General features: G+C 71.8%; 17 protein-coding genes. 9 read left to right on the top strand and 8 right to left on the bottom strand.

Features of this window, described 5'->3' with window-relative positions:
* The first annotated feature begins 94 nt into the window (after nt 1–94).
* The gene (locus ACZ601_RS36170; protein ID WP_469545866.1) at nt 95–1,807 is read left to right on the top strand and encodes a bifunctional 3'-5' exonuclease/DNA polymerase; all 1,713 of its coding nucleotides are present in this window, start codon (nt 95–97) and stop codon (nt 1,805–1,807) included.
* A gap of 9 nt (nt 1,808–1,816) precedes the next feature.
* On the opposite strand, the gene ACZ601_RS36165 is transcribed toward ACZ601_RS36170, so the two are convergent.
* The 3 genes from ACZ601_RS36165 to ACZ601_RS36155 form a co-directional block, all read right to left on the bottom strand.
* The gene (locus tag ACZ601_RS36165) at nt 1,817–1,987 is read right to left on the bottom strand and encodes a hypothetical protein (protein ID WP_469545864.1); all 171 of its coding nucleotides are present in this window, start codon (nt 1,985–1,987) and stop codon (nt 1,817–1,819) included.
* 126 nt (nt 1,988–2,113) lie between these two features.
* Nucleotides 2,114–2,950 carry a dioxygenase family protein gene (locus tag ACZ601_RS36160; RefSeq protein ID WP_469545862.1) on the bottom strand — a complete coding sequence of 279 codons (837 nt, stop codon included), beginning with the start codon at nt 2,948–2,950 and terminating at the stop codon, nt 2,114–2,116.
* A gap of 70 nt (nt 2,951–3,020) precedes the next feature.
* The gene (locus ACZ601_RS36155) at nt 3,021–4,397 is read right to left on the bottom strand and encodes an alpha-lytic protease prodomain-containing protein (RefSeq protein ID WP_469545859.1); all 1,377 of its coding nucleotides are present in this window, start codon (nt 4,395–4,397) and stop codon (nt 3,021–3,023) included.
* Nucleotides 4,398–4,594: 197 nt separating this feature from the next.
* Here ACZ601_RS36155 and ACZ601_RS36150 point away from each other — a divergent pair, with 197 nt between their 5' ends.
* Entirely contained in the window at nt 4,595–5,275 is a 681-nt protein-coding gene (locus ACZ601_RS36150) for a phosphotransferase (RefSeq protein WP_469545856.1), read from the top strand.
* Nucleotides 5,276–5,362: 87 nt separating this feature from the next.
* Here the strand turns inward: ACZ601_RS36150 and ACZ601_RS36145 are convergent, their stop codons facing one another.
* Nucleotides 5,363–6,016 (bottom strand): TetR/AcrR family transcriptional regulator, encoded by a 654-nt coding sequence (locus ACZ601_RS36145; RefSeq protein WP_469545853.1) that lies wholly within the window; start codon nt 6,014–6,016, stop codon nt 5,363–5,365.
* 153 nt (nt 6,017–6,169) lie between these two features.
* Here ACZ601_RS36145 and ACZ601_RS36140 point away from each other — a divergent pair, with 153 nt between their 5' ends.
* Nucleotides 6,170–6,460: a putative antibiotic biosynthesis monooxygenase gene (locus tag ACZ601_RS36140; protein ID WP_469545851.1), complete on the top strand. Its 291-nt coding sequence runs from the start codon at nt 6,170–6,172 to the stop codon at nt 6,458–6,460.
* A 33-nt stretch (nt 6,461–6,493) separates the two neighbouring features.
* Here the strand turns inward: ACZ601_RS36140 and eno are convergent, their stop codons facing one another.
* Nucleotides 6,494–7,792, bottom strand: a complete 1,299-nt coding sequence (gene eno, locus ACZ601_RS36135) for a phosphopyruvate hydratase (RefSeq protein ID WP_440577291.1) — start codon at nt 7,790–7,792, stop codon at nt 6,494–6,496.
* Between the two features lie 170 nt (nt 7,793–7,962).
* Between eno and ACZ601_RS36130 the strand changes: the two genes are divergently transcribed.
* A complete protein-coding gene (locus tag ACZ601_RS36130) occupies nt 7,963–8,406 on the top strand; it encodes a MarR family winged helix-turn-helix transcriptional regulator (protein WP_469545849.1) in 444 nt (147 codons plus the stop codon).
* Nucleotides 8,403–8,969 (top strand): NUDIX hydrolase, encoded by a 567-nt coding sequence (locus tag ACZ601_RS36125; RefSeq protein ID WP_469545846.1) that lies wholly within the window; start codon nt 8,403–8,405, stop codon nt 8,967–8,969. The genes ACZ601_RS36130 and ACZ601_RS36125 overlap by 4 nt, the downstream gene beginning before the upstream one ends.
* 20 nt (nt 8,970–8,989) lie before the next feature.
* On the opposite strand, the gene ACZ601_RS36120 is transcribed toward ACZ601_RS36125, so the two are convergent.
* The 3 genes from ACZ601_RS36120 to ACZ601_RS36110 all read right to left on the bottom strand — a co-directional run bounded on the left by ACZ601_RS36120 (nt 8,990) and on the right by ACZ601_RS36110 (nt 10,842).
* On the bottom strand, nt 8,990–9,577 hold the full coding sequence (locus ACZ601_RS36120) for an HAAS signaling domain-containing protein (RefSeq protein ID WP_469545844.1): 588 nt from the start codon (nt 9,575–9,577) through the stop codon (nt 8,990–8,992).
* On the bottom strand, nt 9,564–9,965 hold the full coding sequence (locus tag ACZ601_RS36115) for a PadR family transcriptional regulator (RefSeq protein ID WP_469545842.1): 402 nt from the start codon (nt 9,963–9,965) through the stop codon (nt 9,564–9,566). The genes ACZ601_RS36120 and ACZ601_RS36115 overlap by 14 nt, the downstream gene beginning before the upstream one ends.
* A gap of 127 nt (nt 9,966–10,092) precedes the next feature.
* Entirely contained in the window at nt 10,093–10,842 is a 750-nt protein-coding gene (locus ACZ601_RS36110) for an SDR family oxidoreductase (RefSeq protein WP_469545839.1), read from the bottom strand.
* Between the two features lie 145 nt (nt 10,843–10,987).
* Between ACZ601_RS36110 and ACZ601_RS36105 the strand changes: the two genes are divergently transcribed.
* The 4 genes from ACZ601_RS36105 to ACZ601_RS36090 all read left to right on the top strand — a co-directional run.
* Complete coding sequence (locus ACZ601_RS36105; RefSeq protein WP_469545837.1) at nt 10,988–11,614, top strand: TetR/AcrR family transcriptional regulator; 627 nt, start codon at nt 10,988–10,990, stop codon at nt 11,612–11,614.
* Nucleotides 11,615–11,906: 292 nt separating this feature from the next.
* Nucleotides 11,907–12,239, top strand: a complete 333-nt coding sequence (locus ACZ601_RS36100) for an SseB family protein (protein WP_469546013.1) — start codon at nt 11,907–11,909, stop codon at nt 12,237–12,239.
* Nucleotides 12,236–12,898: a hypothetical protein gene (locus tag ACZ601_RS36095; protein ID WP_469545835.1), complete on the top strand. Its 663-nt coding sequence runs from the start codon at nt 12,236–12,238 to the stop codon at nt 12,896–12,898. The genes ACZ601_RS36100 and ACZ601_RS36095 overlap by 4 nt, the downstream gene beginning before the upstream one ends.
* A gap of 2 nt (nt 12,899–12,900) precedes the next feature.
* A partial coding sequence (locus ACZ601_RS36090; RefSeq protein WP_469545832.1) for a putative T7SS-secreted protein occupies nt 12,901–16,471 on the top strand: 3,571 nt, incomplete at its 3' end.

Below are 16,471 nucleotides of genomic sequence, written 5' to 3'. Positions count from 1 at the left end.
GGGCCCGGAGCAGGGTCTGTGTCGATCTTCCCGGCTGCGACCCGCCCGTGCCAGCCGCCTCGCGCTGTCAGTGGGGAGTGCCAGACTCGGCCATATGACCGAACGCTGGGCGGTAGCCGCCACGGAGGGCGGCGGCGCCCGCCTCGTCCCGCTGGACGCCGCAGGTCTGCCCACCGCCCCGGCCGTGACCGAACCCGACCTGGCGGAAGCCGTCCGCAGCCGCCCCGGAGTGACCCGCTGGGTGTGGCGTTCGACCACCGAGATCTACCCCCGGCTGCTCACCGCCGGGGTGCGTGTGGAGCGCTGCTACGACATCGAGGCCGCCGAGTCGCTCCTGCTGGGACACGAGGGCCGACTGGGCGAACCCCGCTCCGCGGCCGCCGCCCACGCCCGGCTGCTGCGCGCCCCGGTGCCGCCCGATCCGGCGCCGCGCCATGCGGTGCCCGGCTCCCAGTCCTCCCTGTTCGAACCCCGCTCCGGCACGGAGCTGCCCTTCGACGCCCTGCTCCAGGTGTACGCGGACCAGCTCGCCCGGCACGACGCCACGGCCCGGCCGGACCGGATGCGGCTGCTGACGGCGTCCGAGTCGGCCGGAATGCTGGTCGCCGCCGAGATGCACCGCGCGGGGCTGCCCTGGCGGGCCGACGTCCACCGCGACGTCCTCCAGGAGCTGCTGGGCGAGCGGTACGCGGGCGGCGAGCCCCGCAGGCTGGCCGAGCTGGCGGACGAGGTGTCCGCCGCCTTCGGCCACCGGGTCCGCCCGGACCTCCCCGGCGACGTGGTGCGGGCGTTCGCCCAGGCCGGGATCAAGGTGAGGTCGACCCGCCGCTGGGAGCTGGAGGGGCTGGACCATCCGGCGGTGCGGCCGCTCATCCAGTACAAGAAGCTGTACCGGATCTGGACGGCCCACGGCTGGAGCTGGCTCCAGGACTGGGTCCGCGACGGCCGCTTCCGCCCCGAGTACCAGCCGGGAGGCGCGGTCAGCGGCCGCTGGACGACCAACGGCGGCGGGGCGCTGCAGATCCCCAAGGTGATCCGGCGGGCGGTCGTCGCCGACGAGGGCTGGCGCCTCGTCGTCGCGGACGCCGACCAGATGGAGCCGAGGGTGCTCGCCGCGATCTCCCGCGACCGGGGCCTGATGGAGGTGGCCGGCCACGACGGCGACCTCTACACCGCGCTGTCCGACCGCGCCTTCCACGGCGACCGCGACCACGCCAAGATCGCCCTGCTCGGTGCCGTCTACGGCCAGACCTCTGGGGACGGCCTGAAGAATCTGGCCGCCCTGCGCCGGAGGTTCCCGCATGCCGTCGGTTACGTGGACGACGCCGCGAAGGCCGGCGAGGAGGGCCGTCTCGTACGGACCTGGCTCGGCCGGACCAGCCCGCCGGCGGTCGGCAGCGGGGACGACGGGGAGGCCGGAATACCGCAGGAGGGCGGCGACGATCCCCCCGGGGAGGGCTCCGGCCCCCCGGCGGACGGCGGCTTCACGCCCGGCTACGCCTCGTCCAACGCCCGTGCCCGCGGCCGCTTCACCCGCAACTTCGTGGTGCAGGGCAGCGCCGCCGACTGGGCGCTGCTGCTGCTGGCCGCGCTGCGCCGCTCGCTCACCGCCGCCGGGCTCCGGGCCGAACTGGTCTTCTTTCAGCACGACGAGGTGATCGTGCACTGCCCCCTGGAGGAGGCGGAGACGGTGGTGGAGGCGATCCGGGCCGCCGGAGAACTGGCCGGCCGGATCGCCTTCGGTGAGACACCGGTGCGCTTCCCGTTCACCACGGCGGTGGTGCGGCGGTACTCGGACGCCAAGTGACGGGCCGGATCAGCGGCGGCGGGTGCCGGTGCGGGTGCGGAACACGGTGAGCCCGTGGTCCCGGGGGACGGTGGCTCCGGCCAGGTGCCGGTGGCGGTTGCGGCCGTTGAGCAGATGGATCGCGAGCGCCACCACGGCGATCATGCCGATGACTACCAACACGGTGATCAGGGTCTCCATGCGTTCTGGCCTCCTCGGGCCTCCCCCGCCGTCACTCCAGGCTACTGCGGAAGGGCGGGTACGGCGTGTGCCCCGGGGAGGAGCCCGGGGCACACGCCGGGCGGTGGGGCCCGCCGGCCGGCTCGGCTACCCGCGTTCCCACAACGCGGGGACGTTCGGCGGCTCCCAGCCGGTCAGGGCGGTGTGCGCCTGCAGACAGCGGTACGCGCCCCCGCCGTACGTGACGCGGTCTCCCGCCTTGTACGGCGTACCGGCCGCCCAGCTGCCGCCCGGCCCGGTCGGCGGATCGGTGGGATCGGTGGGATCGGTCGGGTCCTGCGCGACGTCGAGGACGAAGTCGAAGGTCCCCTCCTTGGCCGGGCCGACGGACCGGACGTTCATCAGGAGTGCCGGATCGAAGAGGGTGTCGGTGCTGTTGCGCGGCTCGTCGGGGAAGTAGAGCTGGGTGGTGAGGACGCCGGAGCCGGGCGCCTGGGCCTTCACATGGATGTGCCGGGTGCGGCCGGGATACAGCCCCGGCACGACCGTGGAGAGGGTGAAGGCCCCCGTCGCGTCGGTGAACTGGTGGCCCCGGAAGGCGAATCCGCTCATGTCGTACGCGCCGTTGGTGTCGGCCTGCCAGAAGTCGAGCAGCACTCCGGGCAGGGGCTCGCAGGCCCGCCCGAAGACATAGCCGCTGACGGTCAGCCGGACACCGGGCGTGCCCGCGCTCACCAGGCTGGTGCGGAGCGGGGAGTCGGGCTTGAAGTACGGGCCCTCGATCTGGTCGTGGGTCGGGCCGCCGCCGTCGTCGCAGTCCGGTGTGGGGGCGAGCGGCAGACCACTGGAACCGGTGTCACGGGCCAGCGCCACCCCGGTCCCGGCGAACAGCGGGACCGCGGTGGCCACCAGGGCCGCCTTGAGCAGGGTCTTGCGGCTGATCGGCCGGTCCTCGGAGAAGCGGTCGACGGGGTCGGGGGACATGGCGGACTCCTCGGGGTGGGGTTTGCGAGGTCGCGGGGCTGCCGGGATCCAGGGGCCGAGGCGACAGGCCCTACAGCGCCTGCCACAGCGCGGGAACGTTCGGGGGCGTCCAGCCGGGCTGGGCCTGGTGCCCCTGGAGGCACCGGTAGCTGCCCGAGCCGTACGTCACCACGTCGCCCGCCGCGTACACCGTGCCGGCCGCCCAGCTGCCGCCGGGATTGGTGGGCGGGTCTGTCGGGTCCGTGGGCGGATCGGTCGGGGTGCCGCTGGTGACCAGGGTCAGCCCGTACGCCTGGAGTGCCGGGTTGACCGGCTGGAAGTACGTCGTACCGCCCTGGGAGCAGTTGCCGGTGCCGCCGGACGTGACGCCCTGGGCCTGGCTCCCGGAGATGAACGAGCCCCCGGAGTCGCCGGGTTCGGCGCACACGTTGGTACGGGTCACCCCGGAGACGGTGCCCTCCTGGTAGGTGACGCTGCTGTTGCGCTGCTGGACGGTGCCGCAGTGCCAGCCGGTCGTCGAGCCCGAGCGGCAGACCGACGAACCCTCCAGCGCCTCGGTGGACCCGGTGACCGTGACATCGCCGTTGCCGTAGCCGTTCACCAGCGGACGCGGGGTCCAGCCGGTGTTCGCGGCGACCCAGGAGTAGTCGCGGCCGGGGAAGGTGGAGCCCTGGAAGGAGCCCTGGGCCTGCTGGTTGTAACCGCTGGTGGTGACACCCGGGGTGCCGCAGTGCCCGGCGCTGACGAAGCCGCCCTGAGTGCCACGCTTGACGGGGAAGCCGATGGAACAGCGTCCCGTGCCGTTCATGTAGTACGCGTCACCGCCCCGGAGATCGGTGAACGTGCGCGGTAGCCCCTTGGGTTGACTGATCGTCACTAATCCACGCGGCACTCCGGCCTCGGCGAGGAAGGTCTCGGCGGCGGCGCTCCGGCCGGCCTCGACGACGACCCGGTTGGTGCTCACATCGACGTACCAGGCGGGTACGTCCTTCGGCGGCCGCTGCCGCGCCACCCGGTCGAGGGCGGCCTTGGCCGAGGTGAGTTCGGCCAGGCTGTGGGCGACGACGACGGCCCGCGCACCGGCCTCTGTGATCCTGGCGGTGTCCGCCGCGTCGGTGGTGGCGACGGTCAGCTCCGCCGCGTCACCGCTCACCCGGGCGCCGCCGAAACCGGCGCCGAGGGAGTGCCGCAGCCCGGCGGCCGAGGCTGCCGCACGGGACTCCGCGCCGATCCTGGCCCGCGCACCGTCGGCGGTGAGCCCGAGATCGCGCCGCATCGCCTCGATCAGGCCGGGGGAGAGCCGGTCCGCCCCGGCGGCGGGAGCGGCGGGGGCGGCAGGAGAGGCGGGGGAAGGGTCTGCGGACGCGGTGCCGGTCAGTCCGGCCAGGGCGAGCGCGCCGACGGCCACGGTAGCGGCGCACGCGGCCAGTGCGCGTCTTCGGAGCATGGATCTCTCCACGGAACTCTCCTTCGTTGCGGGGAATTTGCGGGGGAATTGCCGACAACGTAGCCGCGCGTGCCCGGCTCCAGGAGATCCCGTCCGCCCCATCGCATCGCGTTATGGGGCGCACGTGACCGGCGGCGATACGGTGAAACCCGCGCTCCGGCCTCCCCGTTCAGGCCCGGCCCGAGTAGGTTCCCCTCATGCGAATAGGCCAACTGCTGGGCACCGGACGCTCCGCCGACGTATACGAGCTGGACGAGCAGTGGGTCCTGCGGCGCTACCGCGTCGGGCTGGACGCCAGGCGGGAGATGCCCGTCATGTCCTATCTCTCGGCCTCCGGTTACCCGGTCCCCCGGCTCGGCCCGCTGCCCGTCTCCGCCGGACCCGGCGATCTGGTGCTGCAGCGCCTGAACGGTCCGACGATGCTGGAGTCCCTGATGTCCGGCGAACTCGGCGGGGAAGAGGGCTCCGCCATGCTGGTCGGCCTGCTCGCGGACCTGCACACCGTCCCGGCCCGGCTCTCGGCGGATCCCGAGGACCGGATCCTCCACCTCGACCTGCACCCGGGCAACGTGATGCTGACGGCCGGTGGCCCCGTGGTGATCGACTGGAGCAACACGGAGGAGGGCCCGCCCGCCCTGGACCGGGCCATGACCGCGCTGATCCTGGCCCAGGTCGCGGTCGATCCCCACGCCCCGGCGGCGCCGGGCGCCCGCGCGCTGGTCGACATCCTGGTGCCGCTGCTGGCCGCCGACGAGGGCATCCCGGTCCGCCACCTCGCCTCGGCGGCGGCCCGCAGAGCCGCCAACCCGACGATGAGCCCGGCCGAACTGGCCCTGATCGGGAAGGCGTCGGACCTGATCACCTCGCTGTCGGCGTAGGCTCCGGTCCCCCGCCCCCGGCCCGAGGTGGCCATCACCTGCGTGTTGGCCAGCGCGATCCCCGTGTCGGTCCGGTCAGGTCGGGGGTCAGCCCCCAGACAGGGCCTGCCGAGCGAACGCCACCACATGGCTGCGCAGATCCAGCTCCGCCGCGCCCGCGCCCGCGCCCGCGCCCGTACTCGCACTCGCACTCGCACTCGCACTCGCACTCGCACTCGCACTCGCACTCGCACTCGCACTCGTACCGAGGATCAGCCGGGTGAGCTGCGGCACCGCGTTCGGCCAGGCGGCGAGCCCGATCAGGGTCAGCAGACAGGCCGCGACCTTCGGCGACGCCTCGGTGCCGAAGCTCTCGGCCAGGACGGCGATCTTCTCCTCGTAGCGGCTGCGGCGACGCTCCTCGTTGGGCAGCACCCCGTCGCGGTAGTGCAGCCCCTCCCAGAAGAACAGCCTGACCAGGACCGGGTTGTCCCGGTGGAAGTCGTACACCCGCCCCACGTACTCCGCGGGGTCGTCGCCGCTCCTGAGCGGGACGGCCTCGGCCAACTCGTCGAGCGCACGGCCCACGACGGCGTCGAACAGCTTCTGCTTGTTGCCGAAGTAGCCGTAGATCCGTTCCTTGTTCACACCGGCCAGCTCCGCGATCCGGTCGACCCGGGCTCCGGCGATGCCGTGTGCCGCGAATTCCTCCTTCGCCGCAGCGAGGAGCCGTTCCTTGGTGGGGGGCGTGTCCGAGGTCATGGCACCAGCGTAGAACGAGTCCACCGGATGGCCAACCAACTGGATGGTTGACATCCAACCAGTTGGTTGGTTCAGTGGAACCCGTCACCGGGGGCAGCGGCACAGCCCCGGCGGCAGCACCGCACGATCCCCCGACCACGGAAGGACCACCCGATGCCCACCGCTACCTCCACCACCTACGCCGCTTCCACCGCTCCCACCACTCCCAGCGCCTCGGCGCAGCCCGTCCCGCTGCCCTCCCTACACATGCGGGTCCTGCTCACCTGGCTGGCCGTCTTCACCGCCCTCACCGTCGTCCAGCTGGCGATCGGCCCCTACGTCTCGGGCTTCCCGATGCTCCTGCGCACGCTGGTGATCACCGGCATCGTCGTCCCGGCCGTGGTCTACGCCCTGGTGCCGAACCTCCTGAAGGCCCGCACCGCGGCGCTGCGCCGGTTTCGCTGAGGGCGGGGCCCGGCGCCGATCCGCCGTCGCGCCTCAGCCGGCGGACGGGGCGGCGTATCCGTACACCGCCGAATCCCCCAGCTCCTCCTCGATCCGGATGAGCTGGTTGTACTTGGCCGTGCGGTCGGAGCGGGACAGGGACCCGGTCTTGATCTGCCCGCACCCCGTGGCGACGGCCAGATCCGCGATGGTCGTGTCCTCCGTCTCGCCGGAGCGGTGGGAGATGACCGCCGCCCACCCGGCCCGCCGCGCGGCCTCCACCGTCCCGAGCGCCTCGCTCAGCGTCCCGATCTGGTTGACCTTGACCAGGACCGCGTTCCCCACTCCGGTACGGATCCCCTCCCGCACCAGCGCCTCGTTGGTGCAGAACACGTCGTCCCCGGTCAGCTGGCACCTGGCCCCGACCCGGGCCGTCAGCTCGCGCCACCCGTCGAGGTCGTCCTCCGCCATCGGGTCCTCCACCGAGACGATCGGGTACGCGTCGATCAACTGGGCGAAGTAGTCCACCTGTTCGGCGGACGTACGCCGGACGCCCTCACCCGTGTACACGTACGCACCGTCCCGGTAGAACTCCGACGAGGCCGGGTCCATGACGAGGCCGATGTCCGCGCCGGGCCGGTATCCGGCCCGCTCGATCGCCGCCATGACGAAGTCGAGCGCCTCCTCGGCCGTACGCAGCGCGGGCGCGAAGCCGCCCTCGTCGCCGACGCCCGTGGAGTGACCTGCCGCCAGCAGGTCGCGGCGGAGCGTATGGAAGACCTCGGAGCCCATCCGGACGGCCTCCGCGAACGAGCCCGCACCCACCGGCGCGATCATGAACTCCTGGAAGTCCAGCGGGTTGTCGGCGTGGGCGCCGCCGTTCACGATGTTCATCATCGGCACCGGCAGCACACCGGCACCGGCCCCGCCGAGGTAGCGGTACAGCGGCTGCCGGTGCGAGACGGCGGCGGCCTTCGCGGCGGCGAGGGAGACCCCGAGCAGGGCATTGGCGCCGAGCCGCGCCTTGGTGGGCGTGCCGTCGAGCGCGACGAGCGCGGCGTCGAGGCCGGTCTGGTCATCGGCGTCGCGCCCGGTGACCGCGTCCGCGATCTCACCCTTCACATGAGCCACGGCCCGGTCGACGCCCTTGCCGTGCCAGCGCCCGGGGTCACCGTCCCGCAGCTCCACCGCCTCGCGGGCTCCGGTGGAGGCTCCGGAAGGGACGGCGGCGCGGCCCAGGGATCCGTCGGCGAGGACGACATCGACCTCGACGGTGGGGTTGCCTCGGCTGTCCAGAACGGCGCGAGCGGTGACGCTACGGACGGCGGTCGGCTCAACTGCGCTTACGAGCATGGGAGTTCCTTCCCTTGTCACCTGCCGGACCCTGGCTGCGACGACGCTGGCGCTCGGCCCGACATCTGGAAACTGTACAGCATGGCTGTTCAGTCATGCTGTACAGCACAGCTGCGCAGCACCGCTGTTCAGTTATGCTGCGCGACGGCGTTTCCGGGTTAAAGTGCCCTATGCCGACCCCGGAAGCCGCCACCGTCGCCACCGAACTGCGTACCGCGATGGGCAAGCTCAGCCGGCGCGTGAAGCGCGAGGACCTGATCCCGGTCGGGCAGATCGCCGTGCTCGGCGCCCTGGACCGCGACGGCGCCATGACCACCAGCGATCTCGCGGCCGACCAGCGCGTACGCCCGCAGTCGATGGCCCGCGCGGTCGGCCTCCTCCTCGATCAGGGCCTGGTCACCCGCAGGTCCCACCCGACGGACGGACGCAAGTCCCTGGTCGAGCTGTCGGATGCCGGCCGGTCCGCGCTGGAGGCGGAGCGCGGCCGCAGGGCCGGCTGGCTGGCCCTGGCCATCGAGGCCGAACTCTCGGAGGAGGAACGCAGGTTGCTCGCGCGCAGCGCGGCCCTGATGGAACGGCTGGCCGCCCGCCAGGGCCTGTCCGGAACGTCATGAGCGCGCCCGGTCACGACGGCGGTGACGGCTCCGGAGCCGGCGCGGGTGCGGGTGCCGGTGCGCGTGCCGGTGCGGACGTGGCCGTAGCCGTGGACGAGGGCGTCGAGTTCCCGGTCCCGGCCGACGGCGAGGTCTGGGCGGTCGGCGCGGTCGTCCTCGGGGCGGACGGCAGGGCCTTCGCCCAGCGGCGCGGCCCCCACCGGCGGCTTTTCCCCGACTGCTGGGACATCATCGGCGGCCACGTCGAGCCCGGCGAATCACTACTGGACGCCCTCGCGCGCGAGATCGAGGAGGAGACCGGCTGGCGCCTGCGCCGCGTCCGCCGCCTCTTCGGGATCACCACCTGGACCGGCGACGACGGGGCCGGTACGCGGCACGAGGCCGACTATCTCGTCGAGGTCGACGGCGATCTGCGCCGCCCCGCCCTGGAGTGGGCCAAGCACACCGCCTACGACTGGTTCGGCCCCGGCGACCTCCCCCGTCTGACGGAGAACCGCGCCCCCGGCGAATACCTCATCCACGACCTGATCGCGAAGGCCCTGCGGGACCACCCGGACGGGTGAGGAGGCGGGGTGCTGGTGGTTCAGGGGCGCCTGTTCCGCCACAGGTACCCGGCTCCGGCCAGCGTCACGATGAACGTCAGGGCGACGACCGACCAGCGCAGCGCCGAGTCCGCACTGCTTCCGTCGTCGGAGAGGACGAAGATGTACCAGCCGACCTTGATGACGAGGGGGACGATGAAGGCCAGGGCCACCCCGGTCCACTTCTCGGTCACGGTCCAGTAGCGGGCACGGAAGATGATCACGACGCCGCTGACCAGGCCCGCGACGGCTATCCAGTTCAGGACCGCGCTCCGCGCCAGGTAGGGCAGGACGGTGCTGACCAGCAGGAGTACCAGGGGCAGCCAGACCGGAGAACGACGGCGGCCCGGCTTCCGCGGCTTCACCCCCGCGTCGCCGCCGAGCTCCTGGAACGCCGTCGCGGCGATCGCGCGGGGGTCACCCACCTCGTCCAGGATCTCGCGGGTGCTGCCGGGCCGTTCGGCGAGCGCGACCTCGATGTGTTCGCCGAGATCGGCGATGAGTTCCTGGCGGGCCGCCGGCGGCAGCGTCGACGTCTCACGCTCGACCGCCGCGAGGTAGTCCCGCACGAGCGTTTCATCGGTCTTCAAGAGTGTGCCCTTCCAGGTGCGCGCCGAGCTCCTTGCCCGGCGTGAGGAGTCGGTCGACGGCGCCACGGAAGCCGGGCCAGATCGCGGTGAACTCCGCGAGCGCGGCCCGGCCGGACCTGGACAGTTCGTAATACCGTCGCGGCGGACCGGACGTCGACTCTCGCCAGGTGGTGACGACCAGCTCGTCCCGCCGCAACCGCGACAGCAGCGGATACACGGTGCCCTGGCCGGTCGCCAGGGCACCGGTCGCCTGAAGCTCGCGGAGCAGCTCGACGCCGTACTTCGGCTCGTCCCGCATCAGCGCGAGAACGCAGTACTCCAGCACTCCCTTGAGCAGCTGGCTCTCGGCCTTGCCCGAGGCCTGGCGCCTTGCCTCACCTGGTTCCATGCATAGCAATGTACCAGGCGAAGCATTTGACGCCCCGCCCGCGCACACACGAGAGCCCGGCGGTCAGGCGGTCGGGCGGTCAGGCAGTCAGGCAGTCAGGCAGTCAGGCAGTCAGGCAGTCAGGCAGTCAGGCGATACCACCGTTGGCGAACAGGACCTGGCCGTTGACCCACCGCCCGTCGGGGCCGGCCAGGAAGGCGACGGCGCTCGCGATGTCCTCGCTCGTGCCGAGCCGGTCCAGCGGGGAGGCGGCGGCGATCCGCTCGACCAGCTCGGGGCTCTTGCCCTCCAGGAAGAGCGGGGTGGCGGTCGGCCCGGGAGCCACGGCGTTGACGGTGACGTCCCGGCCGCGCAGTTCGCGGGCGAGGATCAGGGTCATCGCCTCGATCGCCCCCTTGCTCGCCGCATAGGCGGCGTACGTGGGCTGCTGGAGCCTGGTGACCGAGGTCGAGAAGTTGATCAGCGCTCCGCCGGGGCGCAGCCGCCGGGCGGCGAGCTGCGAGACGACGAACGTGCCGCGCACGTTGACCCGGTGCATCCGGTCGAACGCGTCGAGGTCCATCTCGGCCACCGGCGCGAGCAGCATGATCCCAGCGGTGTTGACCACCACGTCCACCCCGCCGAAGCGCTCCTCCGCGGTGTCGAACAGGGCCGCCATCTCCACCTCGTCCGCAATGTCGCCGGGGGCGGCAACGGCCTGGCCACCGGCCTCCTGGATCGAGGCCACCACCTTTCCGGCGCGCTCCGGACCGCCGGAGTAGTGCACGACGACCGCCATGCCCCGCGCGGCCAGCGCAGCCGCGACGGCGCCGCCGATTCCGCCGGAGCCCCCGGTCACGATCGCCACCCGGGTGGCGGATTCCTCAACGGTGGCCATAGCGACCTCCCTCTCATCTTTGTGGACAGTAAGTACACTACTGCCATATGGACTCGTCGTCCATATAGATATGTTCGGTGAGTCCATATAATCCCTCCCAGGGTCGCGCCCACCGGCTCGGCCACGCCGGACCAGGAGCAGCCACATGGAGCGACCAGAGGCCGACAGGACAGAGCCGCTCAAGCCGGGGCGCGGACGCCGCCGGGCTGAGGACGTCCGCCGCGCGACGCTGACCGCGGCGGCCGAGCTACTGCTCGCCGAGGGGGTCCACGCCCTGACCTTCTCGAAGGTCGCCGCACGCGCGGGCGTCAGCAAGATGACCCTCTACAAGTGGTGGCCCTCCCCCGGCGCCCTGGCCTTCGACGCCTACTTCGACACCTTCAAGGAGACCCTCGCCTTCCCCGACACCGGCGACATCGGGCGTGACCTGACCACGCAGCTGCACAGCTTCGTCGATCTACTGACCCGCAACGGCCCCGTCATCGCCGGGATCATCGGAGCCGCCCAGGGCGACCCCGGCCTGGCGGAGGCGCTCTCCACCCACTACGTCGTTCAGCGCCGCGCCCTCGCCGTCGAACGGCTCACCCGCGCACAGCAGGTGGGCCAGATCCGCGCGGAGGCCGACCCCGAGACGATCGTCGACCAGCTGTGGGGCGCCGTCTACCACCGGCTGCTGATGCCCGCGCAACCGCTGAGCAGAGAGTTCGCGGAGCGGCTGATCGCCAACCTCCTCCAGGGCGTCGCCCCGGACCCGGCGGGCCCGGTCGGCTGACGCGCGGAGCGGGAAGTCGCTACCGCAGGGCCTCAACGAGCCGTCCCGCCAGCGCGTTTCTCCCCCGATATATTTCTGAGGCGGATCGGCATCGAGCGGCACGTCGTGAGAACCGGCGCTGCCATGCCGTGCGTCGTGAGAACCGGCGCTGCCATCCCGTGCGTCGTGAGCTACGGCGCCATCGAGTCGCCTACGAGGGGGAGGGCCCGTGGAGCACACAAGGGAAGCGCTGGCCGAGCAGATCGCCGAGCGCAGGAGCGGTGTTGGTGACCCGCGGGCGTTGGTGGGTGAGATGCGGCGTTCGCTCCTTCTGGTGCCGGTGGCCGATGAGCGGCTGTGGTCGGTGCGGATGGGCGGGGTGCGGTGGATCTGCGGGTTCACCGACGAGACGGCGCTGGCCCGGTTCGCCGTGCACCACGGTCCGGGGGACCAGCCCGTGGATTACGCGGCGTTGTTGGGTGCCCGCATCGTCGATGAGATCGTGCCCGCGCTGGGTGAGCCCGCGGGCCTGGCCGTGGATATCGCGACCGAGGACGGGTCGATGTTCTTCCCGCCGGTCACCGGGATCGTTCCGGAGGCGGTCGCCGTCGATACGGGTGAGGGTGAAGAGGGGGCTGAGCGGTGAGTGGTGACGGGGCGGATCTGCATCTGGACAAGGAGTCGGTCACCAAGTTCACCAAGGGCCTGAACACGACGATCGACGAGCTCGGTGATCTCGGCGGCGCCACGGGTTCGGTGATGGGCAAGGGTTTCTCGTCGTTGGCGATCACGGGGATGGAAGCCGGTCATCACGGGGTGTCGGTGGACTTCGAGGACTTCTGCGAGCGCTGGGAGTGGGGGGTGCGTGCCCTGGTACGGGACGCGAGTGGGCTCGCGGACCGGCTCGGGCTGGCGGCGGGTACGCAGTGGGAGAACGACCAGTACCTGGCGGGCACCCTCAAGGTCGGCGCCAACGCCGTGTTCGGCGGGAATCCGCACGCGAGTGAGGAGGAGATCGCCCAGCAGGACTGGGGCGATATCTTCACGCCGGACTATCTGACCCCGGACTACAGCCCGGAGTCGTTCGAGAAGGCCGGCCAGGACATGGGCCAGACCTGGAAGGACACCGGCCGCACCGTCCTGACCGAGGGCTATGGCGGGCGGCAGTCCGACATGTTCAACAACGCGCTGGGCATATCCGACGAGCAGTTCGACCAGTCGCTGGACGACACGCTCGGCCCGTCACCGGAGGAACGCGCCCAGCAGGGGCAGCAGCAGGGTGAGTCGGAGCCGGGGGGCAACTGACTGTGGGTATAGGCGACTTCATCAAGGACATCACGCCCGATTCGGTCGAGGACGTGGTGGAGGACGGTGTCGAGTGGGCCGGTGACCGGGTCGAGGACGTCGGGAACTGGACGGCCGACCGGCTGGACGACGTCGGCTGGGACTCCGGGGCGGACTGGGTGCGCGAGCAGTCGCGTTCGGTCGCCAACCGGATGGGCGCCGAGGTCGACGAGATGGACCTCGGGCAGACCGAGGACAAGACCAAGCTGATCTACGGCAGCACGGGCAAACTCAACTCCACCGTCACCAAACTCCGCGCCTTCCAGGCCGCCTTCGACAGCACCGGCGACGGACTGAAGGGGCTCGATTCCGGTCAGCTCAAGGGCGAGACGGCCGACGCGCTGCGCACGGCGGTGGGCACCCAGCCGGCCAAGTGGTACGCCGCGGCCGACGCCACCAGCAAGGCGCTCGGCGCCCTCGACTCGTTCGCCTCGACGGTGACCTGGGCGCAGGGCCAGGCGCAGACCGCGATCGACAAGTGGAAGGAGGGCGTCAAAGCCTCCGAGACCGCCGCTGACGCGCACCGCAAGAAGGTCGACGACTTCAACAAGGCGGTCGACCGCTACAACGCCAAACCGTCCGACAAGCGTGACCCCTCCGAGCTGCCGCCCCGGCCCGCCTCCACGTTCGAGGACCCGGGCAAGAAGCTGATGAAGGATGCGCAGGACATCCTGGCCGAGGCGCGTGAGCAGCGGAACTCGGCCGCGCAGACCGCCCGCACGGCGATCAGTGCCGCCCGTGACATGGCGCCGAAGAAGCCCTCGTACACGGAGCAGCTCGGTGACGGGTTCGAGGAACTCCAGGTCATGGGAATGCACTTGGACGGCGGCATCATCAAGGCGTCGGCGGGGATCGTGAACTTCGCGCGCGGCCTCAACCCGATGGACCCGTACAACCTGACGCATCCGGCCGAGTACGTCACGTCCCTGAACAGCCTGGCCGCGGGTCTGGTGGTCGCCGCGAACGACCCGACCGGCACCGGCATCCAGATGGCCAAGGACTTCATGAAGGACCCGGCCGAGGGCCTGGGCCGGCTGATCCCCGACATCGCGCTGACCGTGGCCACCGGAGGCGGCGGCGCCGCGGTCAAGGGCGCCCGTGTCGCGGAGGAGGCCGCCGAGGCCGCCCGGCTGCGCCGGCTCGTCGACGACGTCCCCGAGGGCACCCACCGCCGCCCGGACGGGGAACGCGTCAGCGAGGGCACCGACCCGGTCGACCTCGCGACGGGCCGGATGTATCTCCCGCAGACCGACGTCACGATCCCCGGCATCCTGCCCTTGGTGTTCACCCGCCGCACCGAGTCCGGTCTGACGGCCGGCCGCTTCCTGGGCCCGTCCTGGACGTCCACCGTGGATGAGCGCCTCCAGATCGATGCCATCGGCGTCGTCCACGTCACCGCCGCCGGCCTCCTGATCCGCTACCCGCACCCGGTGCCCGGCGCGCCCACCGAGTCGGAGTCGGGCGCGTCCCGCACCCTGCTGGCCCGCGACGCGGGCGGCGACTACACGCTCACCGACCCCGACAGCGGCCTGGTCCTCGACTTCGACGCCCCCCGGGGCAGCGAACCCGGCGGCGACGGAGTGGCCTGGCTATCGGAGACCACCGAACGCAACGGCCACAGGGTCACCATCGACCGCGACGAGGACGGCCTGCCGCTGGCCCTGGCCCACTCGGCGGGCCACCAGCTGAACCTGTCCACCACCAACGGCCTGGTCACCGCCCTGACCCTGGCCGGGGCGAGCGAGGACGGCGCGGACCTGCCGCTGATGAGCTACGGCTACCAGGACGGCGTCCTGACCACCGTCACCAAGCCGTCGGGCGCCACCACCACCTTCGTCCACGACGACCGCCACCGCGTCACCGCCTGGATCGACTCCAACAACAGCCGCTACGACTACGTCTACGACGACCAGGACCGCGTCATAGCCGAAGGCGGCGAGGCCGGCCACGTCCACATCACCCTGGCCTACACCGACCCCGACCCCACGACGGGCCACCGCACCACCACCCTCACCACCGCCGACGGCCACACCACCCGCCACGTCTTCGGCTCCGGCTGCCGCCCACTGGCCGTCACCGACCCACTCGGCCGCACCACCCGGTTCACCTACGACCCGAGCGGCAACCTCACCACCCGCACCGACCCCCTGGGCCGCACCACCGCCTTCGCCTACGACGAGGACGACCAGCTCATCTCCGTAACCCGCCCCGACGGGAGCGAACTGAGCACCGTGCGCGGCCCGTTCGGTCTGCCGGTGGAGACCGTCGGGGCGGACGGCACACGCACGGTCAACGAGTTCGACGAACGCGGCAACCGGATATCGGCCACCGACCCGGCCGGCGCCACCACCCGCTACACCTACGACCGGGACGGCCGGCTCACCTCGGTCACCGACGCACTCGGCGCCACCACCCACGTGGTGTGCGACGCGGCAGGCCTGCCGGTGAAGGTGACCGACCGGGCCGGCGCCGTCACCGGCACGGAACGGGACGCCCTCGGCAGACCGGTCCGCGTCACCGACCCGTCGGGCGGCGCCACCCTCCTGGAATGGCACGCAGACGGACAACTCGCCCGGCGCACCGGCCCCGACGGCGCCACCGAGTCATGGACATACGACGGCGAGGGCAACTCGCTGACCCACACGGACGCGACCGGCGGCGTATCCCGCTCCGAATACACCCACTTCGATCTCCTGGTCGCCCGCACCGGACCCGACGGCGCCCGCTACGAGTTCACCCACGACAACGAACTGCGCCTCAACCGCGTCACCAACCCCCAAGGCCATTCCTGGGCCTACGCGTACGACCCGGCCGGCGACATCGTCTCCGAGACCGACTTCGACGGCCGCACCCTCACCTACGAGCTGGACGCCGCAGGCCAGGTCACCACCCGCACCGACGCGCTCGGCGGGACCATCTCCTTCACCCGCGACCAGCTCGGCCAGGTGGTCAGCAAGGACGTCGACGGCCAGCTGACGACCTACACCTACGACCAGGCCGGGCGCCTCCTGGGAGCGACCGGCCCGGACAGCAAACTCCGCTACCAGTACGACCGGCGCGGACTCACCAGGACCGAACTGGTCGACGGCCGCGCCATGAACTACTCCTACGACGCCCTGGGCCGCCGCACCCGCCGCACCACCCCCACCGGCCACATCACCACCTACACCTACGGAACCGACGGCCGCCCCCAGCAGCTGAGCAGCGGCGAGCACCGGATCGATTTCACCCACGACGCCGCAGGCCGAGAACTCGCCCGCGTCTTCGGCGACACGGTCACCATGACGTCGGCCTGGGACGAGGCCGGACGGCTCTCCGCGCAGCACATCACCGCCGGAGCCCGCCCCGTCAACAGCCGTACCTACTCCTACCGCGCGGACGGCCACCTGACCTCCATCACCGACCGGAAGTCGGGCACCCGCACCTTCGACCTCGACCCGGCGGGCCGCGTCACCGCCGTCCACGCCAAGAACTGGACCGAGCGCTACGCCTACGACGACGCCGGCAACCAGACCTCGGCGTCCTGGCCCTCCC

Source organism: Streptomyces sp. NPDC104307 (genome assembly GCF_055584045.1).
The sequence above is the reverse complement of the archived record's forward strand: the minus strand, read 5'-3'. Positions and strand labels throughout refer to the sequence as shown.

Coding starts and splice junctions, on each gene's coding strand:
- ACZ601_RS36125 (WP_469545846.1), top strand. CDS start 8,403: ATGAGCGCGCCCGGTCACGACGGCGGTGACGGCTCCGGAGCCGGCGCG.
- ACZ601_RS36130 (WP_469545849.1), top strand. CDS start 7,963: ATGCCGACCCCGGAAGCCGCCACCGTCGCCACCGAACTGCGTACCGCG.
- ACZ601_RS36110 (WP_469545839.1), bottom strand. CDS start 10,842: ATGGCCACCGTTGAGGAATCCGCCACCCGGGTGGCGATCGTGACCGGG.
- ACZ601_RS36170 (WP_469545866.1), top strand. CDS start 95: ATGACCGAACGCTGGGCGGTAGCCGCCACGGAGGGCGGCGGCGCCCGC.
- ACZ601_RS36160 (WP_469545862.1), bottom strand. CDS start 2,950: ATGTCCCCCGACCCCGTCGACCGCTTCTCCGAGGACCGGCCGATCAGC.
- ACZ601_RS36165 (WP_469545864.1), bottom strand. CDS start 1,987: ATGGAGACCCTGATCACCGTGTTGGTAGTCATCGGCATGATCGCCGTG.
- ACZ601_RS36105 (WP_469545837.1), top strand. CDS start 10,988: ATGGAGCGACCAGAGGCCGACAGGACAGAGCCGCTCAAGCCGGGGCGC.
- eno (WP_440577291.1), bottom strand. CDS start 7,792: ATGCTCGTAAGCGCAGTTGAGCCGACCGCCGTCCGTAGCGTCACCGCT.
- ACZ601_RS36145 (WP_469545853.1), bottom strand. CDS start 6,016: ATGACCTCGGACACGCCCCCCACCAAGGAACGGCTCCTCGCTGCGGCG.
- ACZ601_RS36150 (WP_469545856.1), top strand. CDS start 4,595: ATGCGAATAGGCCAACTGCTGGGCACCGGACGCTCCGCCGACGTATAC.
- ACZ601_RS36100 (WP_469546013.1), top strand. CDS start 11,907: ATGCGGCGTTCGCTCCTTCTGGTGCCGGTGGCCGATGAGCGGCTGTGG.
- ACZ601_RS36115 (WP_469545842.1), bottom strand. CDS start 9,965: ATGGAACCAGGTGAGGCAAGGCGCCAGGCCTCGGGCAAGGCCGAGAGC.
- ACZ601_RS36155 (WP_469545859.1), bottom strand. CDS start 4,397: ATGCTCCGAAGACGCGCACTGGCCGCGTGCGCCGCTACCGTGGCCGTC.
- ACZ601_RS36140 (WP_469545851.1), top strand. CDS start 6,170: ATGCCCACCGCTACCTCCACCACCTACGCCGCTTCCACCGCTCCCACC.